The organism is Sphingorhabdus sp. EL138 (genome assembly GCF_945890115.1).
In the GTDB taxonomy this organism is placed as follows: domain Bacteria; phylum Pseudomonadota; class Alphaproteobacteria; order Sphingomonadales; family Sphingomonadaceae; genus Sphingorhabdus_B.
This window is the reverse complement of record NZ_CAMDCK010000007.1, coordinates 49,472-71,716: the sequence shown is the minus strand read 5'-3', so window position 1 is coordinate 71,716 and position 22,245 is coordinate 49,472. Positions and strand designations below refer to the sequence as shown.

Genomic DNA, 22,245 nt, shown 5'->3' with positions numbered 1-22,245 from the left:
GACTGGCAAGATGGGATGTACCGGAAAAAATGCAAGGCTAAAAAATCACGACAAAAAATCGTCTGCAATGTCCACCGGACAAAAAACAAGGCCGCCCGGAATTTCCGAACGGCCTCGCTTTGCAGCTTTTTCAGCGCATGGTTTCAGTCCTCTGCCGGTCCCCACCGGCGGGTCTGATTTTTCTCCCTGAACCATCGGCCATTTCGGGTATCCGACGCGATCTAGCACTGCATCATCTTTTGCTATTCGGTTTGCAAACGGAACCAGACTCTGGCCAACGCTTTTTCAAATGCTGTTGCGCCGCTGCAACAATACTTGCCAGTCGTCATGGCGGAACCTAAGAACAGCCTATGCCGAAACCATCGATGAGTGCCCGCACATGATATTGTCGCGATATGAACGCATGGTCGCACGCCGGTATTTGCTTCCGGGCAAGGGCGAGGGCTTTATTTTCCTCGTTGCCAGCATCAGCTTGGTCGCGGTTGCATTGGGTGTCGCGGCGTTAATCATTGTGATGAGCGTCATGAACGGCTTTCGCGCCGAATTATTTGACAAGATCGTTGGCCTGAACGGGCATGCCGTGGTGCAAGGCTATGGCGGTCGCCTGCAGGATTGGCGTCAAATCCTCACCGACGTGAAGCAAACAGAGGGCGTCACCGATGCAACGGCGTTGATTGAGCAACCCTTGCTGACAACCTTCAATGGCCGCGTTGAGGCGATATTGGCGCGCGGCATGTCGGTGAATGATATCCTGAGAAACGACACGTTGAAGGGAAAGACTGTCGCCGGCGATTTGCGCAGATTAAACGCCAATGAGGATAAGGTTGCGATTGGATCGCGGCTCGCCCAAAAACTTGGGGTTCAGGTTGGGCAGAGCGTCACGATCATCAACCCCGCCGGTCGCACCACGCCATTTGGCACCGTGCCGCGTGAGATTTCTTATGAGGTTGCGGCAATTTTTGAGGTGGGCGTGTATGATTATGACGAGGCGTTCGTTGTTATGCCCATTGAACGTGCGCAGGTCCTGATGCTGATGGGTGATGAAATCGGCATGATCGAAATCAAGACGGAAAACCCAGACAAGGTGAATGAAATTCTTCTGCCATTATTGCCTAAGCTTGAGAATAAGGGCCAAATTGTCGACTGGAAAAGCATGAATGCGTCCTTGTTTGAGGCTTTGGCGGTCGAGCGGGTTGCGATGTTTGTCGTTTTGTCGATCATCGTGCTCGTTGCGGTGTTCAACATCTTGTCATCACTCATCATGCTTGTGCGCGCCAAAACCCGCGACATTGCCATATTGCGGACCATGGGCGCGTCGCGCAAATCGCTGCTGAAGATTTTTATGACGGTCGGCTTGCTGATTGGTGCATCCGGAATTGTTTTGGGGATGATATTGGGGGCGATATTCCTGTATTTCCGGCAATCGGTCGTGAACTTCATTCAATTTGTGACGGGCCAGAATTTATGGGACCCATCGATTCGATTCCTGACCGAGCTGCCGTCGCGTACGGACCCGTTTGAAGTGTTGGCAATCTGCGGGCTGGCATTGCTGTTCAGCTTCCTTGCAACCTTGTACCCTGCGCTCAAGGCGGCCAGTACCGACCCAGTTCAGGTGCTGCGTTATGAATAATATCCTGGAACTTATCGATGTTCGCCGCAAATTTGTGCAAGGCGATGTCACCATAGAAGTGTTGCGCGGCGTTGACCTGAGCATTGCCAAAGGTGAGCTTGTCGCATTGCTTGGCCCGTCCGGTTCCGGCAAATCGACTATGCTTCAGGCTGTGGGCTTATTGGAAGGTGGATTTTCAGGGTCTATAAAATTGGATGGCGAAGAGGTGAGCGCGGCGAGTGTTGACCGCCAAACGGAGATACGCCGACAAAAATTGGGCTTTGTCTATCAGTTTCACCATCTTCTGCCGGATTTTGACGCGTTGGAAAATGTGATTTTGCCGCAGTTGATTTCGGATGCCGCGTCCGATGTGGCGCATGCACGCGCGACCTATTTGCTAACGCAATTGGGGCTATCGGAACGCCTACACCATCGCCCGTCAAAGCTGTCGGGTGGAGAGCAACAACGCGTCGCGGTGGCGCGGGCATTGGCGAACCGGCCCAAGCTGGTGTTGGCGGATGAACCAACCGGCAATCTGGACGAGCACACCGCCGATATCGTGCTGGGCGAATTTATGGCGCTGGTGCGCGAAGAAGGGTCATCTGCCATTGTCGCCACACATAATGAACGATTGGCGGCGAAAATGGACCGCGTCGTGCGTTTGCATGACGGTAAATTGGGTTAAACGAGGGGGCAGTCTATGTCAGTATATGATTTTACCGTGAAAATGCCTGGCGGCGGGACCGAGGCCATGGCCGCGCATCAGGGCAAGGTGTTGCTGGTGGTGAACACGGCCTCCAAATGTGGCTTCACGCCCCAATATAAGGGCCTTGAGGCGCTCTATCGCCAGTATAAGGATCAGGGGCTCGAAATCCTTGCATTCCCCTGTAACCAGTTCGGCGCGCAGGAACCGGGCGACGCGCAGGAAATTCAGAATTTCTGTTCGCTGACTTATGATGTCTCCTTTCCATTGGCGGCGAAAATCGATGTCAATGGAACGGAGGAAGATCCGTTGTGGCATTATCTAAAGCAGCAGCAAGCTGGTCTGTTGGGTTCACGCGGTATCAAATGGAACTTCACCAAATTCCTTGTGGACCGAAAAGGAAACGTCGTGGCCCGCCACGGTCCACAGGTAAAGCCAGAGGCGCTGGCAAAGGACATTGAAAAATTGCTTGCCGAGGCAGCCTGATTGTCCACAGCTTAGCCGAAAACAGACCTTGTCGAATCAGGCCCGTGTTCTAACGAAGGGGCATGGCTTATGTACCCTTCGTCCCGCTCCGCGTGTATTCCGCATACACCATATTGGAAGGCGCGATTGAACCCAAGGCCATTGGCGAAACCGCTAAGAAGCTTGGCTTTCCAGCTATTTCCATTTGTGACCGGAACGGGCTGTACGGCGTTATGCCGTTTCAGGACAGCGCGAAATCTTTCGGTGTGCAACCTATCATTGGCGCGTTGCTTGGAATCAGGCGGCCGACGTCCGATGGAAAGTTCATCCGCGACTGGTTGCCATTATTTGCCCAAGATGAAAGCGGTTATAACAATCTGTGCCGATTGGTTTCCATGGCGCATCTGGACCGTCCAGAGGATCTTGATGCACATGTCACGCTGGAACAGCTTGCAGATCATAAGGACGGCCTGATCGCCCTTACAGGTGGCGCAGAGGGCGCTTTGGCCCGATTGTTAAGTGAAGGGCAGCATGACGCCGTATCCAGCTACCTGACGCGTCTTCAGGCGCTGTTTTCCGACCGTTTGTATATCGAACTCAGCAGGCGCAACGACGCGGTTGAAGACGCAGCAGAAGCCGCGCTGATCGACCTTGCTTACGCCCGCGATATTCCCTTGGTCGCCACCAACCCCGCCTTTTTTGCGGAACCCGATTTCTTCGACGCGCATGACGCCATGCTGTGCATCTCGGACGGCGCCTATATCGAAAGCGAGGACCGCCGTAGAAGTAGCCGCGACACGTGGATTAAGACGGGCAAGCAAATGGGCGAGTTGTTCGCCGATATCCCCGAAGCCTTGGCCAATACCCTAGTCATTGCGCAACGCTGCGCCGCACTCGCGCCCTATCGCAGCCCAATTTTACCCAGCCTTGCCGGTGATCGAACTGCTGAAGACGCGCAATTGCGCGAAGACGGACGGCTTGGGCTGGAAAAGCGGCTCGAGATTGCGGGCATAACGGACCCTGCCGAACGACAAGTCTATTTTGACCGGTTGAAGTTTGAAGCCGATGTCATCTGCGCCATGGGCTTTCCGGGCTACTTCTTAATCGTTGCCGATTTCATCAAATGGGCGAAGGAACAGGATATTGCCGTAGGGCCGGGCCGTGGATCGGGGGCAGGATCGCTGGTCGCTTGGGCGCTAACGATTACCGATCTTGACCCGATCAAGCTCGGCCTGTTGTTCGAACGTTTCCTAAACCCCGACCGTGTGTCAATGCCGGACTTCGACATCGACTTTTGCGAAACGCGCCGTGGCGAAGTCATTCGTTATGTGCAGAAAAAATATGGGTCGCGCCAAGTTGCGCAAATCATCACCTTTGGAAAGCTGAAGGCGCGCGCGGTTCTGCGGGACACAGGGCGGGTGTTGCAGATGAGCTATGGCCAAGTTGACCGGCTGTGCAAGCAAGTACCCAATCTGCCCGCTGACCCGTGGGATCTAAAACGCGCTTTGTCTGGCGTGGCGGAGTTGCGGGAAGAATATCGGCGTGATGCGCAGGTTAAACGTTTGTTCGACCTTGCTATGAAGCTGGAGGGCCTGCCGCGCCACAGTTCGACACATGCCGCTGGTGTTGTTATTGGCGACCGCGAATTATCGGAATTGGCGCCCTTATATCGCGACCCGCGTTCGGACATGCCGGTTACGCAATTCGACATGAAATATGTGGAGAGCGCTGGCCTTGTTAAGTTCGACTTTTTGGGATTGAAAACGTTGTCTGTCCTGCAAAAGGGCAGCCAGATGCTCGCCAAGCGCGGCGTGGAGATCAATCTCGACTTGTTACCGCATGATGATCCGGCGGTGTATGAACTGCTACAAAGGGGCGACACCGTTGGCGTGTTCCAGTTGGAATCCGAAGGGATGCGGCGAACACTTGCAGCGGTGAAGCCTACCAACTTTGGGGACATCATCGCGCTCGTGTCATTGTATCGTCCGGGTCCAATGGACAATATCCCGATGTTTGGCCGCCGCAAAAATGGGGAGGAGAGTATTGAATATCCGCACCCTTTGCTGGAACCTGTATTGAACGAAACCTACGGCATATTCGTTTACCAGGAACAAGTTATGCAAGCCGCACAGATTTTGGCCGGCTACAGCCTTGGGGAAGCAGATTTGCTTCGCCGTGCAATGGGTAAGAAGATTCAAGCCGAAATGGATGCCCAGCGCGAACGTTTCGTTACGGGCTGCGCCACGCACGATATCGCGCCCAACCGCGCCAATGAGCTGTTTGACTTGATAGACAAATTTGCGGGCTACGGTTTTAACAAAAGCCATGCTGCCGCTTATGCTGTGCTCGCTTATCAGACTGCTTGGCTAAAAACGCATCACCCCGAAGAATTTTATGCTGCCTCCATGTGTTTTGACATGCATCAAACGGACAAGCTTGCGACCTTTATCGATGATATGCGTAGGCTAGATATCATCTGTTTACAGCCGGACATCAACAGCAGCGAGGCTGAATTTACCGTCGAGACCAACGCGCATGGGGAGCATGCGGTGCGTTACGCGTTGGGCGGCATCAAAAATGTCGGCGAACGGGCGATGGAAATATTGGTGGCAGAACGCGCGACCGGGGGATTGTTCAAAAGCCTTGATGACTTTGCCAACCGAGTTGATCCCAGTCAGATCAACCGCAGAAGCCTTGAAAACCTTGCTGCTGCCGGGGCTTTTGATGCATTGGAACCAAATCGTGGCGCAGTACATGCCGCAGCGGAAACACTTTTGGCGGCAGCGCAATCCGCGCGCGATTCCCGCGATAGTGGGCAGGGCGGCCTGTTTGGTGAGGGCGGGTCCGACATGGCGGCGCTACGGATCGATAGCAGCCTGTATTGGGCACCCGGCGAACAAATGAATCAGGAAAAGGACGCGTTTGGGTTTTACTTCTCGGCACATCCTTGCTCGCAATATGAAGCACTGGCCATTAGCCACGGCGCAAAACCTTATGCCGTCTGGCTGGACAGCGGGCCAATCCCCGAAGGTGTCCGCCGCGCCGCCACGATGTCTGCATTGATTGAAGGCGTGCGGTGGCGCGAATCGCGCAAGGGCAAGCGGTTTATGATTGCGGATTTTTCCGACAATAGCGGGCAGTTTTCGGTGCGATGTTTTGACGAAGCGGTAGGCGTACAACTTGCCGAGTGGGCAAAAGACGCGGAGTGCCTTTTGCTTCATTGCGAAATGGACATGCGGCCCGGCGATGAAACGCCAAATTTTACAGTGAAAAGCGCCAAAGCCCTTAGCGGCCTCACCAGCGTGTCGCGGCTAAAAATGCAGTTGGATGTGATGCATGAAACAGCGATGTCGCAGCTCGCGCAAATCGTCGTGCCATTGGATGGCGGGCGAAGCGAATTGGTCGTTAAAACCCGGACTGCCGACGGGCGCTGGGTGCATATCGTCCTTGGCCGCCGCTTCCAGATCGATGCATCTTTGCTGGACCAATTGCGTAATATTGACGGTATCGAAAATGTAGAGCTTGCACCATTGGGGCCTGTTTTGGCATTAGTGCACTGAACTGCGAAAATCGTGGACAGAAATTGCGTCTGCAGTATCCTGCAGCGGTGAAAAGGGAGAGATTTTGATGCACGGCACCATGCAAGATTGGGACCTTCGCGTTCCGCATTTGATCGACTATGCAGCGCGCGAACATGGCACGCGTGAAATCGTAACCCGTTGGACCGACGGTACGATTGAGCGGACAAACTGGTCTGGTGTTGCAACCGAGGCGCGTAAATTGTCGCAAGCCTTTGCGGGGTTAGGCCTGCAAAAGGGCGATAGGGTTGCCACCTTTGCCATGAATCATCACCGGCATTTGGCGGCTTGGTATGGCGCTATTGGCTTTGGCGGGGTAATCCACACGGTAAACGTGCGGCTGTTCGACGAAGACCTGATCTACATCATGAACCATGCCGAAGATAAGGTGTTGATGTACGACGCAATGTTCCAGCCCATTATTGATCGGCTGAAGCCGCATCTGAAGACCGTTGAGCATTATGTCGTGTTTGACCGCGACGACAGCTATGGTGCATTCATTGCCAAGCAAGATGGTAATTATGAATGGGCTACCGGCGACGAACGCGACGCGTGTATGTTGTGTTACACCAGCGGCACAACGGGCAATCCAAAGGGTGTTTTGTATCAACACCGCTCGACCATGTTGCATGCCATGGCTGAGATTGCGCCAGCCATTTTTGATCTGAGCCCGCAGTCGGCATTGCTGCCGATCGTGCCGATGTTCCATGCGGCAAGCTGGGGCTTACCTTTTGCGGGCGCTGCTGCGGGCGTGAAGTTTGTGTTTTCCACCACCAATGATGCCGCAACATTACATGGCTTAATGCTGCAAGAAGGCATTACCCACAGCGCAGGGGTGCCGACCGTGTGGCTCGCAATGTTCGCGCATCTGGATGCAGAGGCGGCAGCGGGACGTGACGCGACGCTGGGCAAGCTGGGCTTGGTTACAATTGGCGGATCGGCTGCGCCGCGTGCGATGATCGAGCGTCTGATGAAGTCGGGCGTGCGCGTTTCTCACGCATGGGGCATGACCGAAACATCGCCCATTGGTACGATGGGTGCGCCAACACCCAATTGGGATGAGTTAACGCTGGAGCAGCAAATCGACATCGTGTGTAAGCAAGGCCGAACCCCCTTTGGCGTGCAGTTGCGCGTAATCGATAAGGACGGCAACGTCGCCCCGCGCGATGGCGTGACGTCCGGTGCGCTTCAGATTCGTGGCCCATGGGTCATTAAGCGATATTTCAAGGCAGAGGCGGATGCGGTAGATGCGGATCAGTGGTTTGATACCGGCGATGTCTCCGTGCTGCATCCAGACGGCACGATGCAGATTACCGACCGTGTGAAAGATGTGATCAAATCGGGCGGCGAGTGGATCAGCTCGGTTGAACTAGAGAATATTGCGGTTGGTTGCCCCGGCATTGCTGAAGCAGGGGCAATTGGTATCCCGCACCCTAAATGGGATGAACGGCCTGTACTGATTGCAGTTAAAAAACCTGATGCAGACGTGGACGAAGCGGCTGTGAAGGCCTATCTGGCGGAACGCATTGTCAAATGGTGGATGCCTGACCGTGTGTTGTTTGTGGACGAACTGCCGCATACAGGCACGGGCAAAATCCAAAAGGTGGCGCTACGCGCGCAGTTCAAGGATTTTGTGCTGGAGGATTGAGGCAAGGCAGCGATGACCTTGCTGTGAAATAGGCGGCGCTTGCGCCGTCGAAATCAGGTTTCGCGTAAGCGCGGCATTAGTTCCACGAAATTGCAGGGGTGATGGCGGCTGTCGAGTTGATGGACAAGTATCTGATCCCAACCGTCTTTAACTGCGCCATTTGAACCGGGCAGGGCAAAAATATACGTCCCGCCCGCCAGCACGGCGCAGGCGCGCGATTGTATGGTGGATGTGCCGATGCTTGCGAAGCTTAGCCAGCGGAACAGTTCGCCGAAACCTGGGATATCCTTCGTCTTTACAACTTCCAAAGCTTCGGGTGTCACGTCGCGTCCGGTGAGCCCGGTGCCACCGGTTGAGATGACAACATCAATCTGATCGTCGTCGATCCAATCACGCAGTTGTGCTGCGATTGAAGCGGTGTCGTCACGCAAAATAGCGCGATCAGCGATTTTGTGGCCAGCGGCGGCTATGCGTTCCGCCAAGATATCGCCGCTGGTATCGTTTTCGATGCCACGGGTGTCGGACACGCTTAACAGCGCGATGTTTACCGGCTTAAACGTCCTGTTTTCATCGAGCAATGACGCCTCCTGTCATCCTGCGCGCGGTGACAGTACCACTGGCATCCGGAAATCTGGGCCACATATATTGGGCTAGGCCCTTCAAGCTTCCTGAGGCCCTGTTCTCGCGCATCTCGTAAATCCAGTAATTTCTTAAGATGATCGCCACATAGCCGCGCGTTTCCCAAAATGGGATAGATTCAATGAACAATAACGGATCGCCATTATCGCGTATCTCGCTGTTCCAGCGTGCCACAGGCGACGGACCCGCATTGTAAGCCGCAATTACCTTTGGCAGCAGCCCCCCCGTTGCAGGCAAGTCACGCAGCTTTTCCAAATAGGATTGGCCATATTCCAAATTGATGGATGGGCGGTCCAGTTCGGATGCTGTGAAGGACGCACCGCGTGCCCGCGCAAGGTCCTGAGCCGTTCCGGGGCGAACCTGCATGAGGCCGCGTGCGCCGGCAGAGCTGATCACGTCAGTACGGAAATTAGATTCTTGCAGCGTATGGGCATAGATTAAGGATGGCGTTACGCGCCAACCACCGGTTGGTTCCCAATTGGGCCGGGGGTAACGTGCCGTAGCGTTGCTCTGGTCACGTGATGGACCATAATGGCCGAACCAGAATTGGGTAGAAGCAAGGTTCAACGCGCCCGCCAACTGCGCAAGGTTCGTATGTTGTCGCGCATCTCCAATTCTCGCCTGATGGCGCAGTGCCTGATCCGCCAGCTTATTCTGGCCAATTTCGGTCAGGGATACCGCCAAAATCGCGTTTTGTTGCTCTTTCAAGCTCGCCCAATCGAGCTTGACAGTTTTGGCTACCTTGCGCGCAATCGGTTCCAAGCCAAGCGCTTCGCTGGCGAGTAAACCGTAGAAGGTTTCCGAAAGCTGCGCCGCCTTTTGCATCTTGGGCTGCATATATTGCGGATGCTTTGCGGCCATCGCTGCGCGCGCGCCCCAAAACAGCCCCGCGGCCCTTAAGTCATCGTTACTGGCCAGGCGGCCAACCTGATCAAAGGCGTAATAAGCAGCGGCATAATCCCCCAGCCGCCAAGTGGCGAGGCCAAGCACCCAGCTTGCCTGCGTGCCCCATTCTCCACCGGCAATTTGCGCGACAGCAGAAACGCGCCTTGCGGATGCATCGTCATTTTCGATATAATATGACCATGCCACACGATAGCGTAATTCTGTCAGCGCTTCGGGCGACAATTCCAACGCTTTGCTTTCCAAAAATTGTTCGGCGGCAAAGGGTTGGTCATTTTTAATAAACATTTGTAATTCAGCACGTATGCTGTCGCTTGCCTTACTGGCGGGCAAATCCCTTTTGGGTGCGCCACCCAGCCATGAAAAGCGGCGGATGCCCGGCATATTGGGAAGCATTTCCGAACCGCGCTTGCGTGCCATAGTCGCCAATTTTTCAGCCTGCGGCAGATAAGGTGCGGTCTCAAGCAATGCCTGCAGCTGCACTACCTCCACCTTTGGGCTATTTGGTGCGAGATATAATTCTGCGCGCGCCATCGCTGACATGGGGCCTTGGGGTGCCGCATCAATCATGCGTGCAGCTTCATCCCATTTTTCTGCACGGATAGCGTCATAGATCGCAGAGAACTCGGCTTTTTCTTGGGCGCTTAGAACATTGGGTGCCGGCTGAGAGGGCGTAATTGCTCGAAATCCGCCGCTGGTGTTTGCGTGAGCCGTCGCAATGGGGCTGCAAGCCAGCGCAAAAGCGAGCCATTTTAAATTACATATTCTCTTGCTCATTGGCGCACTCTTTTCGCAAACATCTGCAAATCTCTCCATGCCTGCTTTTTCATGGCAGGCCTCGCAATAAGCGTGCGCGGATGAAATGTCGCCAGTGTTGTTATATTGAGGCCATCATGGCTAACATTTCGTAACTCCGCGCGTGCATGCATGAGTTCCTCGCTCAACACAGCCTTGCAGGCGGCGGAACCGAGTATCACCAGCGATTTAGGTCTAATCAGCTTAATCTGATGCAGCATAAACGCAGCAAGGTCAGGTAAGTCGTTTTCAGGAACCTCGCCTGTGGACGGGATGCTCGTCGCCAACCATGTGCAGTGACATTGCGCGATATCGATCCCGATTGCACCAAGCATCCGATGCAGCAGATCCGCATTCAAAGCCATATTGGTTTCTGGCGTAGGCAATATGTCTGGCAGATCCGAAATAACCATCACGTCGCAACTAACCGGGCCAACTGATGGGAAGCGAACGGGACCATAAGCATTGCCGGGCAGGGGAGCGCCACTGGCCACCATCTCGCGAAGGGCGGCAATATCGGACGGCCACATGATACTGGGCGTCGCAGGTGCCTCGGCCTGTTGCTTCTCAACAGCGGGAGCGATGGGCATGTTCGGGGACGTATCGACAGCATCCTGCGCTAGCAAATCCAATGTGCTTTCGCCCACAGCAGAATCAACGCCGGCCAGTTCCCACCAACCAGATAATGATTCAACCACAGCAAATGCGGTAATTTTCCCCCGATCCTCCATAAATCCCTTCAGTCACCAGTTGACGGCAGGGTCAATTGCTTGGCATGGCAATTCCCACAGGCTGTTCATATAACGGGACGGCTGGAATTATATGCCGGGTAAAGGATAAAGGCAATGAGTGAACGTGAGTCGATGCCCTATGATGTTGTTATTGTTGGCGCCGGGCCAGCAGGACTTTCGGCCGCAATCCGCATAAAACAATTATCCCCCGAAACCAGCGTCTGCATCCTTGAAAAAGGGTCCGAGGTTGGCGCGCACATATTGTCCGGTGCTGTCATTGATCCCAAGGCGCTTGATGAGCTGCTGCCTGATTGGCGCAAGTTGGGGTGCCCGCTGGCCGATACGCCAGTGAATGACAATCAGCACTGGATCATGACCAAGACCGGCAAGTTCAATATGCCGCATTTCCTAACGCCCGGTTTCATGCACAATAAGGGTACATATACCGGATCGCTTGGTAATGTGTGCCGCTGGTTGGCGGGGCAGGCTGAAAATCTGGGTGTAGAAATTTTCCCCGGCTTTTCGGCTGCAGAAATTCTCTACAACGCAGATGGCTCGGTCAGAGGGGTCGCTACGGGCGACATGGGCATTGCACGCGATGGCAGCCATAAAGACGATTATATGCGCGGCATGGAATTGCATGCAAAATACACATTCTTTGCCGAAGGTGTGCGCGGCCATCTCACCAAATTGCTCAAACCGCAATTTGCGCTGGATAAGGATTGTGAGCCGCAGGTTTACGGTATCGGCATTAAAGAATTATGGGATATTCCGCCGGAGCAGCATTCTGCGGGCCGCGTAATCCATAGCCAAGGTTGGCCTTTGACGGACGCCAATGGCGGCGCGTTTTTATATCATCATGCGAACAATCAAGTTGCCTTGGGTTTTGTTGTTTGGCTCAATTATTCAAACCCTTATCTGTCACCCTTCGAAGAGTTTCAGCGTTGGAAAACGCATCCTGAGGTTAAGAAAATACTCGCCGGTGGCCGCCGTGTTTCTTATGGTGCGCGTGCAATTAGCGACGGCGGTTGGCAGGCGGTACCGGAACTTGCATTTCCTGGTGGCGTATTGATTGGGTGTTCGGCCGGTTTCGTAAACGTGCCGCGTATCAAGGGCACGCATACTGCGATGAAGTCGGGCATGCTGGCGGCTGAAGCTGCTGTGGAGGCGTTGGCTGCGGGCCGTGAACATGACGCGCTTACTTCGTATCAGACAGCCTATGAAAATAGTTGGATTTACAAGGAATTGCGCATGGTGCGCAACGTCCTGCCTTTGGTCGAAAAATACGGTAACTTGCTTGGAAGCGCGCTGGCTGGCGTTAACATGTGGCTAGAGAATTTTGGTATTCGCATGCCATTTACGATGAAGCACCATCCGGACCACAAGGCGCTGAAAAAGAAAAACAGCGCCGAACGTATTGAATATCCAAAGCCCGACGGGGTGTTCAGCTTTGACCGTCTGTCTTCGGTTTTCCTGTCAAACACCAACCATGCCGAAGACCAACCCATTCATTTGCAGGTCAAAGATATGGATCTTCAAAAAACCAGCGAGTTTATGGAGTTTGCGGGCCCATCAGCGCGCTATTGCCCCGCGGGTGTGTATGAGTGGATTGAAGAGGAGGGTAAGGACGCCCGCTATCAAATCAATTCGCAAAACTGCGTTCATTGCAAGACTTGCGACATCAAGGACCCGAACCAAAATATTAATTGGGTGACGCCAGAGGGCGGCGGTGGGCCTAACTACCCCAATATGTAATCAGGGTGGCGCATTGGTCGCCACCCGGGGGTTAAGGTCTGACGTGGAATATTCTGAAACAGCCTTTGCAAAGATAAACCTTGCCCTGCACGTCCGGAAACGGCGGGTGGATGGATATCATGACATTGAGACCCTGTTCGCTTTTGTGCAGGATGGTGATGTTTTGAGTGCAAGCTTTGCGGATACGCTAAGTCTGGAGATTGATGGCCCTTTTGGCGCCGGCCTAAAGGCCGATGAAAGCAATCTGGTGCTGACAACGGCCCTGTCCTTGAAGGCGCACTTTGGTGTTACCCAAGGTGCGGCGATCCGGCTCGACAAAAGATTGCCGATTGCATCTGGTATTGGTGGGGGATCAGCGGACGCAGCAGCAACGGCACGGCTTCTTAACAAGCTTTGGGGATTGGGTGCTTCCGAACAGGTAATGGCAGATATTCTTGCCCCATTAGGCGCAGACATTCCCGCATGTGTATTTAGCCGCCCGAGTTTTGGCAGCGGCACTGGCACTGCGTTGGCTTTTTTGGACGATAGCAATATCGCCGCGCGGCATGTGTTGCTGGTTAATCCGCTGCAATCCATTTCTACCGCGGCGATATTTAAGGCATGGAATGGCGTTGACAGCGGCGCAGTTGATCGCGGGGATATTTGGGATGCGGCAGTTGCCGGGCGCAATGACCTCCAACCGATAGCATCTGTCATTAGGCCGGCCATTACCGACATTTTAACGCGGCTTTCGCAGGCGAATCCAGCTATGTCGCGTATGTCCGGGTCTGGTGCGACCTGCTTTGCGTTGTTTGCGGATGTGACGTCGCTGGAGGCGGCAAGAGCAACGCTTGATCCGCATTGGTGGTCCATGGCCAGTATGCTGCGATGACCGATGCGCCTTTCGAAATATTGGGAACCCCGCAGAAAGGCGGGTTCCTAATCATCGGGGACCACGCGTCAAACCGTGTCCCTATTGATATTGATCTGGGCATTGACCCTGCATTCTTTGGCGCACATATCGCATTGGACATTGGCGTTGCCGATGTTGCGCGCTTGATCACACAAGACGCGCGCTTTGCCGCCTATCTGGGTGGATATTCGCGCCTTGTTGTCGACTTAAATCGTGACGCGCATGATGCTGCGGTCATCCCCTGTGAAAGCGATGGTGTAGTCATTCCCGGCAACGACCTTGGGTCCACCGAGAAAGAGGCAAGGCTGGAACGCTTTCATAGCCCATATCACGGATATCTGGCGCAGTTGCTGTCGCAACACCGTCCCGCACTGATACTATCGCTCCATAGCTTCACGCCAGCCCTTGAGAGCACTCCACAAGAGCCTCGGCCTTGGGAAGTTGGGGTTTTGTATAATGAACAGGAAGCTGCGTCCAAACTGGCTATCCCGTTTCTTGAAAACGCGGGATATGTCGTTGGCGACCAACTTCCTTATTCCGGAAAGCTGCTGAACGCGACAATGAACCGCCATGCCGAAGCCAATAACATCCCTTATATAGGTATCGAGATGCGGCAGGATATATCAAGCTACCCCGATGGCCAAGCAAGATATGCACGCACATTGGCAGAAATGTGCCATTTTGTTTCGGAACAGCTTGGCTTATCCATATAAAAAGGCTTAAAGCACTCGTCTTAACGGAGGTCAGTATGCCAAACCAGTTCGACAAGTCAAAATTGCCAAGCCGCCATGTGTCTGTAGGGCCGGAACGCGCCCCGCATCGCAGCTATTATTATGCAATGGGCCTGACTGCAGAAGAAATTGCGCGGCCTTTTGTTGGCGTCGTATCCGCTGGAAATGACAGCGCTCCGTGCAACACGACGTTGGACGCGCAGGCCGATATAGCGCGCGTTGGCGTGGAGCAGGGCGGCGGCATGCCGCGCCGGTTCAATACCATCACCGTGACGGACGGCATCGCCATGGGGCATCAGGGGATGAAAGCCTCTCTCGTTAGCCGTGAAGTGATTGCGGATTCGGTTGAGCTTTCGGTGCGTGGCCATTGCTATGACGCGCTGGTGGGCTTTGCGGGATGCGACAAGTCGCTGCCCGGCATCATGATGGCGATGTTGCGTTTAAATGTGCCATCGATCTTTGTGTATGGCGGATCCATTTTGCCCGGTCGTTACAATAACAAAGACGTCACGGTTAAGGACGTGTTTGAAATCGTCGGCAAATACGCGGCGGGCGCTTGCCCTTTATCCGAGTTGGAAGAGCTTGAGCGCGTGGCGTGTCCCGGCCATGGGGCATGTGGCGGACAATATACCGCAAACACAATGGCCTGCGTTGGCGAAGCGATTGGGCTTTCGTTACCCAACAGCAATATGGCACCAGCGCCCTATTCGACCCGTGACCAAATTGCGCATGCGGCGGGCGTCCAAGTCATGGAATTGCTTGCACGCAATATCAGGCCGCGTGACATATGTACGCGCGAAGCCTTTGTAAATGCTGCACGAATCGTTGCTGCGACAGGTGGGTCAACCAACGGCGCTTTGCATTTGCCGGCAATGGCGCATGAGGCTGGTATCGATTTTGACCTCTTCGATGTGGCCGACGCCTTCAAAACAACGCCTTATATGGCCGATCTCCAACCCGGCGGTCAGTTTGTCGCCCGCGACATGTATGATGCTGGCGGCGTCTATATGCTGATGAAGTCCTTGCTGGCTGAGGGGCTGTTATTTGGCGACTGCATGACGGTTACGGGCAAAACACTTGGCGAGAATATCGACCAAATCACTTGGAACCCCGATCAAAAGGTGATCTATCCCGCAACCGCACCCATAACCCCCACTGGCGGCGTTGTCGGCCTTCGCGGTACGCTGGCCCCAGAAGGCGCAATAGTGAAAGTTGCGGGCATGGACCGGTTGACCTTCACTGGCCCTGCACAGGTTTTCGATTGTGAAGAGGATTGCTTTGCCGCGGTTGAGGCAAGGGAAATTCGCGAAGGTTCCGTCATTGTTATTCGGTATGAAGGGCCACAAGGCGGCCCCGGCATGCGCGAAATGCTGTCGACAACGGCTGCCCTTTACGGGCAGGGGATGGGAGAAAAGGTTGCGCTCATTACCGATGGCCGATTCTCTGGCGCAACGCGCGGCTTTTGTATTGGCCATGTTGGACCAGAGGCTGCTTTGGGCGGGCCAATTGCTTTGATCGAGGATGGTGACGAGATCATGATCGACGCCGAAACGGGTGTAATTGATCTGAATGTTGCGGCGGAAGTCCTTGAAGAGCGTCGTAAAAACTGGAAGCCGCGTCAGACGGATTATCAGTCTGGCGCGATCTGGCGTTACGCCCAAAATGTTGGTCCAGCCTATAAGGGCGCCGTGACGCATCCCGGCGGTGCCGCGGAGACGCACGTTTTTGCGGATATTTAATCGCCAGTTGATTGCTCACCCCATCACGGGCATGGGGCGGTATGGGAATGTCAGAAGAGATTATTAGGGTCGCCGCGCGTGGTGATGGCGTCACTGCAAATGGCCGTTATGTGGCGCTTGCTGCGCCTGGCGACATCGTCGATCCGTCAGGCGGTTTAATACACGGCCCGCATCATGTTGCGCCGCCCTGTCAGCATTTTCCTTTGTGCGGTGGATGTCAGTTACAGCATCTGGATGAAGACAGCCTGCGCCTGTTTATTGCCGAACGCGTGACCCACGCCCTTGCCACGCAGCAGGTAAGCATCGGCGAAGTCATGCCTGTCCATCTGTCGCCGCCTAAGACGCGCCGCCGCATCGCGGTGCGTTCGGCTTGGGCAGGTAAGCAGTTTCAGCTCGGGTTTAGTACAGAAAAAAGTCACCGTATCATAGACTTAAATCAATGTGATGTCATGGCACCAGAGTTGTTTGCCTTGCTTGCGCCGATTCGGACATTGCTTGAGCCAAGGCTAAACCGTGCGCGTCAGGTACAGATAAAATTGGCGATGGTTGACCAAGGCGTTGATGTGTTGATCGAAAATTGGATCGCCAATGATCTCGATACGCATGAGCTATTGTCCGAATTTGCCAAAACCCACAACCTTGCGCGTCTGTCGCTGGATGAAGGCTATGGTCCGGTACCCTTTTATGAGCCAGAGCCTGTTACCGTGACGCTTGGGGGTGTTGCGGTGGGTTATCAGCCTTATGGCTTCTTGCAAGCGACTGCAGATGGTGAGGCGGCGTTGGTAGATGCGGTCAATTCTATCATTGGCAACAACAACATCGTGGCGGACTTGTTTGCAGGTTCCGGTACTTTCGCCTTATCCATGGGTGCAGGCCGCAAGGTTTATGCAGGCGAAGCCGACCTACAGGCGAGCCTTGCCCTTAAATCAGCGGCGGGGCGCGCTGGGCGGACGATATTTGTCGAACATCGGGATCTTTTTCGACGGCCGCTCACAGTCGAGGAACTCAATAAATTCCAAGCGGTGGTGCTTGATCCGCCACGGGCAGGCGCAAAGGAGCAAGTCGCGCAGCTTGCTGCGTCGAATGTGCCAAACATCGCTTATGTAAGTTGTAATCCCGCCAGCTTTGCGCGGGATGCAAAAACCTTGGTTGCTGCCGGATATAGGTTGCAGCGGATCTGGCCGGTAGGACAGTTCCGCTGGTCAACCCATATCGAGCTAGTGGGCTATTTCAGCCGTTAACGGAGCAAAACTGCCATCACGGCATGTGCGACGAGCATCATGAGCGCGATGGATGACAACGCAAACAGCGCAAAACGTATGATCACGCGGTTAGAAAATATCTGAACCAGGCTGTGTGCGACGCGCAGGCCGACATAGGCCCAAGCAATAGTCGCGTTCAAATTGTCGCCTTGCCCTACCATCGCCAGCACCAAGCATACCGCATAAAATACGGTAGGTGCCTCGTGTAAGTGATTGTAATTATCTGCAACCCATGACGCTTTTTCTTCACCCTTGGCGATAAGCGCATCGCGTAACGCGCCGCTAGAAGAACCTACAATCTTGGTGCCGTCAATGCCTGCACGGCCCATCGCTGGCAGACGTGTGGCGTACATCCATATCCAAATAATCATGGTCCATGCCGCAAGCGCTACGACGGGACCTAAAATTGCACTTTCCATAGAATTTCCCCTCTTAAATAGTCGCGAGTAACGCCTGTACCGCTAATATGGTCAGGCATACAGTCGATAGTAAAAAGAACATAAAACGAATGCTGACGGTATTTACCGTCGCTTGCCATATGCTGTGGATCACCCGCAAAACGGTATAGCCCCAAGCCAGCATGACGGACAGGTCCGTTGCGCTGCCGGAGACGGCCAAGATCATGATCGTGGCATAGAAAATCGTCGGTTGCTCCATGAGATGTGCGTAATTATGGGATTTCCATGCTACCGATGGTGGCACATTAGGGTCAATATCTTGCCCGCGGCCGCCTGGGGCAGCCTTGCCGAGATCCATGCCGATCTTCGACATCGCTGGAAGCCGCGTCCCTGCCATCCAAAATAGCATTACGATCGACCATATCACCAACGCAGCCGCTGGCGCCAAAATAGGCGTATTCATATAAAAACCCTCCCCCTCTTTATAGACGGGGAGGGTTGATGCACCTTAGACAAATTGTCAAACGTAACTTAGACTTTTGAACTGTGCGAACGGGTGGCCCAAACGCCTGCATCATTGGCTGGAGCCCAGCCATAAAGCGTTGCCATCGGCTGATCCTCTACGATCAGCGTTTCAGTCTCACCAAAACCGTTAAACTCGGTCCGCATGGCACAGCCATAAGCGCCGAGCATACCAACTTCGATATAATCGCCAGCCTTGACGTCATCCGGCAAGATGAAAGGCCCTGCCATATGGTCCATATCGTCGCAGGTAGGGCCGTAGAAGCTGAATTCAGCCATCTGCGTACCAATTGACGTTTCCGACCGTTGAAGGGCCACAGGGAAGCGCCAACCGATATGCGCGGCATCGAACAATGATCCATAAGCGCCGTCGTTGATGAACAGCTCATTCCCGCGACGCTTCTCGACCTTCACAAGCAAAGATGCATATTCAGCGCACAAAGCACGGCCCGGTTCGCACCAAAGTTCAGCAGAGTAGCTAATCGGCAGATCTTCGAAGCAGTTATGAATGACATCGAAATATCCGTCCAACGCTGGGGGCTCCATGTCTGGATAAACCGAGGGGAATCCGCCACCGACGTCCACGATGTCCACCGTGACCGACGCCTCGACAATCGCGGCGCGCACATGCTCCATGGCCTCAGCATAGGCCGCGGGCGTCATGGCTTGGCTGCCAACATGGAAACAAATGCCAAGGCTGTCTGCAACCTGACGCGTCGCAATCAACAAGTCAGCAATTTCTGAGGGATCCGCACCGAATTTCGATGCAAGGCTTAACTTTGCATGCTCGGATGAAACGCGAATGCGCACGCACAGTTCAAGGTCAGTCGCACCATGTGTTGCGCGCACGATCTTCTCCAGCTCCTCATGGCTGTCGAGGCTGAATGTGCGGACATTATGGTTGTGATAGGCCTGCGCGATGGCGCGCTCGCTCTTAACCGGATGCATAAAGCAAAGCTTTGCATCTGGCAGGAATTTGTGGACCAGCCGCACTTCACCCAAGGATGCAACATCATAATGTGTGATGCCAGCCTCCCAAAGGGTTTCGAGCAAGGCGGGTGATGGGTTCGCTTTGACAGCGTAGAGCGACTTACCCTGAAACTTCTCAACGAAGAAACGGGCAGCGCGCGCAGCAGCATGTGGGCGAAGGAGCGTGATTGGTTCATCCGGGCGGAGGGCGCGGACTACAGCAAGTGCGTCAGTGTTCTCGTACAATTCAAGGGACCCCCAAAAGATAATATGAAACAACAAGGCTGCCTTGCGGTTATTGGAAGTCCCCCTGGGGCAGCGGACGTGCGCCTTATGAAAAGCTTGGGTAGTTGTAAAGCGATTCGTTTGATTTTTAGGCCGTGAAGGTGATATCTATCGGATCGCGGCTTAGCTCAGCCGGTCGCGGAACGCGGTCCAGTCGAAAGAGCGCACGCATTCAAGCGCGTCCGTATCGCTATTCCACAACCAAATGGATGGCAAAGGCACCCCGTTAAACGTGTTCGTCTTCACCATGGAATAATGCGCCTGATCCAGAAATGCAAAACGCGCTCCGGGCTCTGCTGGAACCGGCAACACATAATCGCCGATAATGTCCCCGGCAAGGCAAGATGGCCCTCCCAGACGCACAAGAGAGCCTTCTGAACGCTCTCCAAGCATGGCGGGGCGATAGGGTGCCTCAATCACGTCAGGCATATGGCAGGTGGCGCTAATGTCGGTGATGCCAACCTGAATATTGTTTTCAAAAACGTCGAGCAATTCGCCAATCAATATTCCGGCATCCAGTGCAATCGCCTCGCCGGGTTCGAGATAAACATCAAGGCCGGTTTCGGCGCGGACGTCTTGAATGAACGCGACGAGTTCATCGCGCTGATAATCGGCCCGCGTAATATGATGACCGCCACCAAAATTGATCCAGCTTAGCCGATTAAAATAGGGCACGATATGCGGCTTAAGCGCTTCCCATGTGCGTTTGAGCGGTTCGAAATCCTGTTCACAAAGGGTATGGAAATGGAAGCCTGAAACGCCTTCCAGATGCTCAGCCTTCAACTGGCTAATCGGAAAGCCAAGTCGCGATCCGGGCGAGCAGGGGTCATATTTCGCTACTTCGCCCTCTGCATGTTCAGGGTTGATACGCAGGCCAACATCGACGCTATCATTCAAAAATGATGCGAAACGGCGATGCTGATGCGGGCTGTTGAAAATGATATGGTCAGATATTTCGACGATCTCGGCCATATCGGCCTCTTTATAGCCAGCGCAATAAGTCGCAATTTCGCCGGTATAATAATCCCGCGCGAGACGCGATTCCCACAATCCAGAACTGCATACGCCGTCCAGATATTCTCCTATGATCGGCGCAACTTTCCACATCGAAAAAGCCTTCATCGCGCATAATATCTTGGCACCCGAACGCCGCTTAATGTCGGCCAATATAGCAAGGTTCCGCCGCAACGCCACCTCATCTACCACAAAGGCAGGCGAGGGCACGCGGTGAAGGTCAAAATGGACAAATGCCCCTGGGTCGCCTGCCTTAGTTTCCATGTTATAACTTACCTAATATATGGTTCGTCGCACCAGCGGAGGCTGGTGCCTATCTCGCTTATCCATCTTGCGCTGTGCTTTGCTTAGAGGCGTGATGGGCCCCAGCCTGCGCTGGGGCGACGGGGAATTAAAAGCCCAAAGGCCCCTCCAATTCCTTCACCTGCCAAGGCAGACCATGCGCATTGAGCATGTCCATGAACGGGTCTGGGTCAAATTGTTCAATATTCCACACGCCAGCGCCCGACCATTTGCCCGTAACCAGCATCGCCGCGCCGATCATCGCCGGAACGCCCGTGGTGTAACTGACGGCTTGGTTGCCGGTTTCGGCATAAGCGTCCTTATGATCGCAGATATTGTAGATATAGAGCGTCTTTTCCTTGCCGTCTTTACCAAGACCGGTGGCGATGCAGCCGATATTGGTCTTACCCTTGGTCGTCGGACCAAGCGAGGCGGGTTCAGGCAACACGGCCTTCAGGAACTGAAGCGGAATGATTTCCTTGCCTTCATACATGACTGGGTCAATTCGCGTCATGCCGACCGCCTGAAGCACGTTGAGATGCATGATATAGGCGTCACCAAAGGTCATCCAGAAACGAATCCGCTTGATTTCGGGCAGATGGGTTTTGAGGCTTTCAATTTCCTCATGATACATCAGATACATATTCTTGGGACCAACGGCTTCAAAGTCAAAGCTTTGCTTTACCGACATTGCCGGCGTTTCCACCCAGTCGCCATTTTCCCAATGACGCGCGACGGCGGTGACTTCGCGGATGTTGATTTCGGGGTTGAAATTGGTTGCAAAGGCCTGACCATGGTCGCCGCCATTGCAATCCAATATGTCGAGCGTATCGATGCGGTCGAAATAATGCTTTTTCAAATAGGTCGTGAACACGCTGGTGACACCGGGGTCGAACCCTGAACCCAACAAAGCCGTCAGGCCAGCATTCTTGTAGCGGTCCTGATAGGCCCACTGCCAATGATATTCAAACTTCGCAACATCCAGTGGCTCGTAATTCGCGGTATCCATATAATGCACGCCAGCGGCGAGACATGCATCCATGATGTTGAGGTCTTGGTACGGCAAAGCAAGGTTTACAACGAGACTTGGCTTGATCTGGTTCAGCAATGCTGTGGTCGCAGGAACATCATCCGCATCCAAGCCAAAAGTGTCGATGTCGACGCCTGTCCGTTCCTTGACCGAAGCGGCAATCGCATCGCATTTGGACTTAGTGCGGCTTGCGAGGCTGATATGGCTAAAAACATCTGGGTTCATGGCCATCTTGTGGACTGCAACCGACCCGACGCCGCCTGCGCCAATTACCAATATCTTGCTCATCTGCAAT

General features: G+C 54.2%; 18 protein-coding genes. 10 read left to right on the top strand and 8 right to left on the bottom strand.

Annotation, left to right across the window (positions count from 1 at the left end):
* The first annotated feature begins 379 nt into the window (after positions 1 to 379).
* The 5 genes from Q0O07_RS04805 to Q0O07_RS04785 all read left to right on the top strand — a co-directional run bounded on the left by Q0O07_RS04805 (position 380) and on the right by Q0O07_RS04785 (position 8,003).
* Positions 380 to 1,630 carry a lipoprotein-releasing ABC transporter permease subunit gene (locus tag Q0O07_RS04805; protein WP_295491038.1) on the top strand — a complete coding sequence of 417 codons (1,251 nt, stop codon included), beginning with the start codon at positions 380 to 382 and terminating at the stop codon, positions 1,628 to 1,630.
* Positions 1,623 to 2,294, top strand: a complete 672-nt coding sequence (locus Q0O07_RS04800) for an ABC transporter ATP-binding protein (protein ID WP_295491036.1) — start codon at positions 1,623 to 1,625, stop codon at positions 2,292 to 2,294. Before Q0O07_RS04805 ends, Q0O07_RS04800 begins: the two co-directional genes overlap by 8 nt.
* A gap of 15 nt (positions 2,295 to 2,309) precedes the next feature.
* Entirely contained in the window at positions 2,310 to 2,798 is a 489-nt protein-coding gene (locus Q0O07_RS04795; protein ID WP_295491033.1) for a glutathione peroxidase, read from the top strand.
* A 62-nt stretch (positions 2,799 to 2,860) separates the two neighbouring features.
* On the top strand, positions 2,861 to 6,337 hold the full coding sequence (dnaE, locus tag Q0O07_RS04790; RefSeq protein ID WP_295491031.1) for a DNA polymerase III subunit alpha: 3,477 nt from the start codon (positions 2,861 to 2,863) through the stop codon (positions 6,335 to 6,337).
* 67 nt (positions 6,338 to 6,404) lie between these two features.
* Positions 6,405 to 8,003, top strand: coding sequence for a long-chain fatty acid--CoA ligase (locus Q0O07_RS04785; protein ID WP_295491028.1), 1,599 nt, complete (start codon positions 6,405 to 6,407; stop codon positions 8,001 to 8,003).
* Positions 8,004 to 8,056: 53 nt separating this feature from the next.
* On the opposite strand, the gene moaB is transcribed toward Q0O07_RS04785, so the two are convergent.
* The 3 genes from moaB to Q0O07_RS04770 are packed head-to-tail and all read right to left on the bottom strand — an operon-like array spanning position 8,057 to position 11,038.
* Positions 8,057 to 8,581, bottom strand: coding sequence for a molybdenum cofactor biosynthesis protein B (moaB, locus tag Q0O07_RS04780; RefSeq protein WP_295491025.1), 525 nt, complete (start codon positions 8,579 to 8,581; stop codon positions 8,057 to 8,059).
* Positions 8,571 to 10,322 (bottom strand): lytic transglycosylase domain-containing protein, encoded by a 1,752-nt coding sequence (locus Q0O07_RS04775; protein ID WP_295491022.1) that lies wholly within the window; start codon positions 10,320 to 10,322, stop codon positions 8,571 to 8,573. Before Q0O07_RS04775 ends, moaB begins: the two co-directional genes overlap by 11 nt.
* Complete coding sequence (locus Q0O07_RS04770; protein WP_295491020.1) at positions 10,319 to 11,038, bottom strand: uracil-DNA glycosylase family protein; 720 nt, start codon at positions 11,036 to 11,038, stop codon at positions 10,319 to 10,321. Before Q0O07_RS04770 ends, Q0O07_RS04775 begins: the two co-directional genes overlap by 4 nt.
* A 147-nt stretch (positions 11,039 to 11,185) precedes the next feature.
* On the opposite strand from Q0O07_RS04770, the gene Q0O07_RS04765 reads away from it, so the two are divergent.
* Genes Q0O07_RS04765 through Q0O07_RS04745 form a run of 5 tightly spaced genes read left to right on the top strand, consistent with a single transcriptional unit; the run spans position 11,186 to position 17,429 of the window.
* Positions 11,186 to 12,826, top strand: a complete 1,641-nt coding sequence (locus tag Q0O07_RS04765; protein WP_295491018.1) for an electron transfer flavoprotein-ubiquinone oxidoreductase — start codon at positions 11,186 to 11,188, stop codon at positions 12,824 to 12,826.
* Positions 12,827 to 12,869: 43 nt separating this feature from the next.
* A complete protein-coding gene (locus tag Q0O07_RS04760; protein ID WP_295491015.1) occupies positions 12,870 to 13,697 on the top strand; it encodes a 4-(cytidine 5'-diphospho)-2-C-methyl-D-erythritol kinase in 828 nt (275 codons plus the stop codon).
* Positions 13,694 to 14,431 (top strand): N-formylglutamate amidohydrolase, encoded by a 738-nt coding sequence (locus Q0O07_RS04755; protein ID WP_295491014.1) that lies wholly within the window; start codon positions 13,694 to 13,696, stop codon positions 14,429 to 14,431. Before Q0O07_RS04760 ends, Q0O07_RS04755 begins: the two co-directional genes overlap by 4 nt.
* A gap of 35 nt (positions 14,432 to 14,466) precedes the next feature.
* Positions 14,467 to 16,188: a dihydroxy-acid dehydratase gene (gene ilvD, locus Q0O07_RS04750; RefSeq protein WP_295491013.1), complete on the top strand. Its 1,722-nt coding sequence runs from the start codon at positions 14,467 to 14,469 to the stop codon at positions 16,186 to 16,188.
* Positions 16,189 to 16,235: 47 nt separating this feature from the next.
* Entirely contained in the window at positions 16,236 to 17,429 is a 1,194-nt protein-coding gene (locus tag Q0O07_RS04745; RefSeq protein ID WP_295491011.1) for a class I SAM-dependent RNA methyltransferase, read from the top strand.
* Here Q0O07_RS04745 and Q0O07_RS04740 read toward each other — a convergent pair.
* The 5 genes from Q0O07_RS04740 to Q0O07_RS04720 form a co-directional block, all read right to left on the bottom strand.
* Positions 17,426 to 17,869: an MAPEG family protein gene (locus Q0O07_RS04740; protein WP_295491008.1), complete on the bottom strand. Its 444-nt coding sequence runs from the start codon at positions 17,867 to 17,869 to the stop codon at positions 17,426 to 17,428. The genes Q0O07_RS04745 and Q0O07_RS04740 overlap by 4 nt on opposite strands.
* 13 nt (positions 17,870 to 17,882) lie before the next feature.
* Positions 17,883 to 18,311 carry an MAPEG family protein gene (locus tag Q0O07_RS04735; protein WP_295491006.1) on the bottom strand — a complete coding sequence of 143 codons (429 nt, stop codon included), beginning with the start codon at positions 18,309 to 18,311 and terminating at the stop codon, positions 17,883 to 17,885.
* A 68-nt stretch (positions 18,312 to 18,379) separates the two neighbouring features.
* Positions 18,380 to 19,585: a type III PLP-dependent enzyme gene (locus Q0O07_RS04730; RefSeq protein ID WP_295491004.1), complete on the bottom strand. Its 1,206-nt coding sequence runs from the start codon at positions 19,583 to 19,585 to the stop codon at positions 18,380 to 18,382.
* Positions 19,586 to 19,747: 162 nt separating this feature from the next.
* Positions 19,748 to 20,902, bottom strand: a complete 1,155-nt coding sequence (locus Q0O07_RS04725) for a carboxynorspermidine decarboxylase (RefSeq protein WP_295491002.1) — start codon at positions 20,900 to 20,902, stop codon at positions 19,748 to 19,750.
* 127 nt (positions 20,903 to 21,029) lie between these two features.
* A complete protein-coding gene (locus tag Q0O07_RS04720; RefSeq protein WP_295491000.1) occupies positions 21,030 to 22,238 on the bottom strand; it encodes a saccharopine dehydrogenase family protein in 1,209 nt (402 codons plus the stop codon).
* Positions 22,239 to 22,245: the final 7 nt, after the last annotated feature.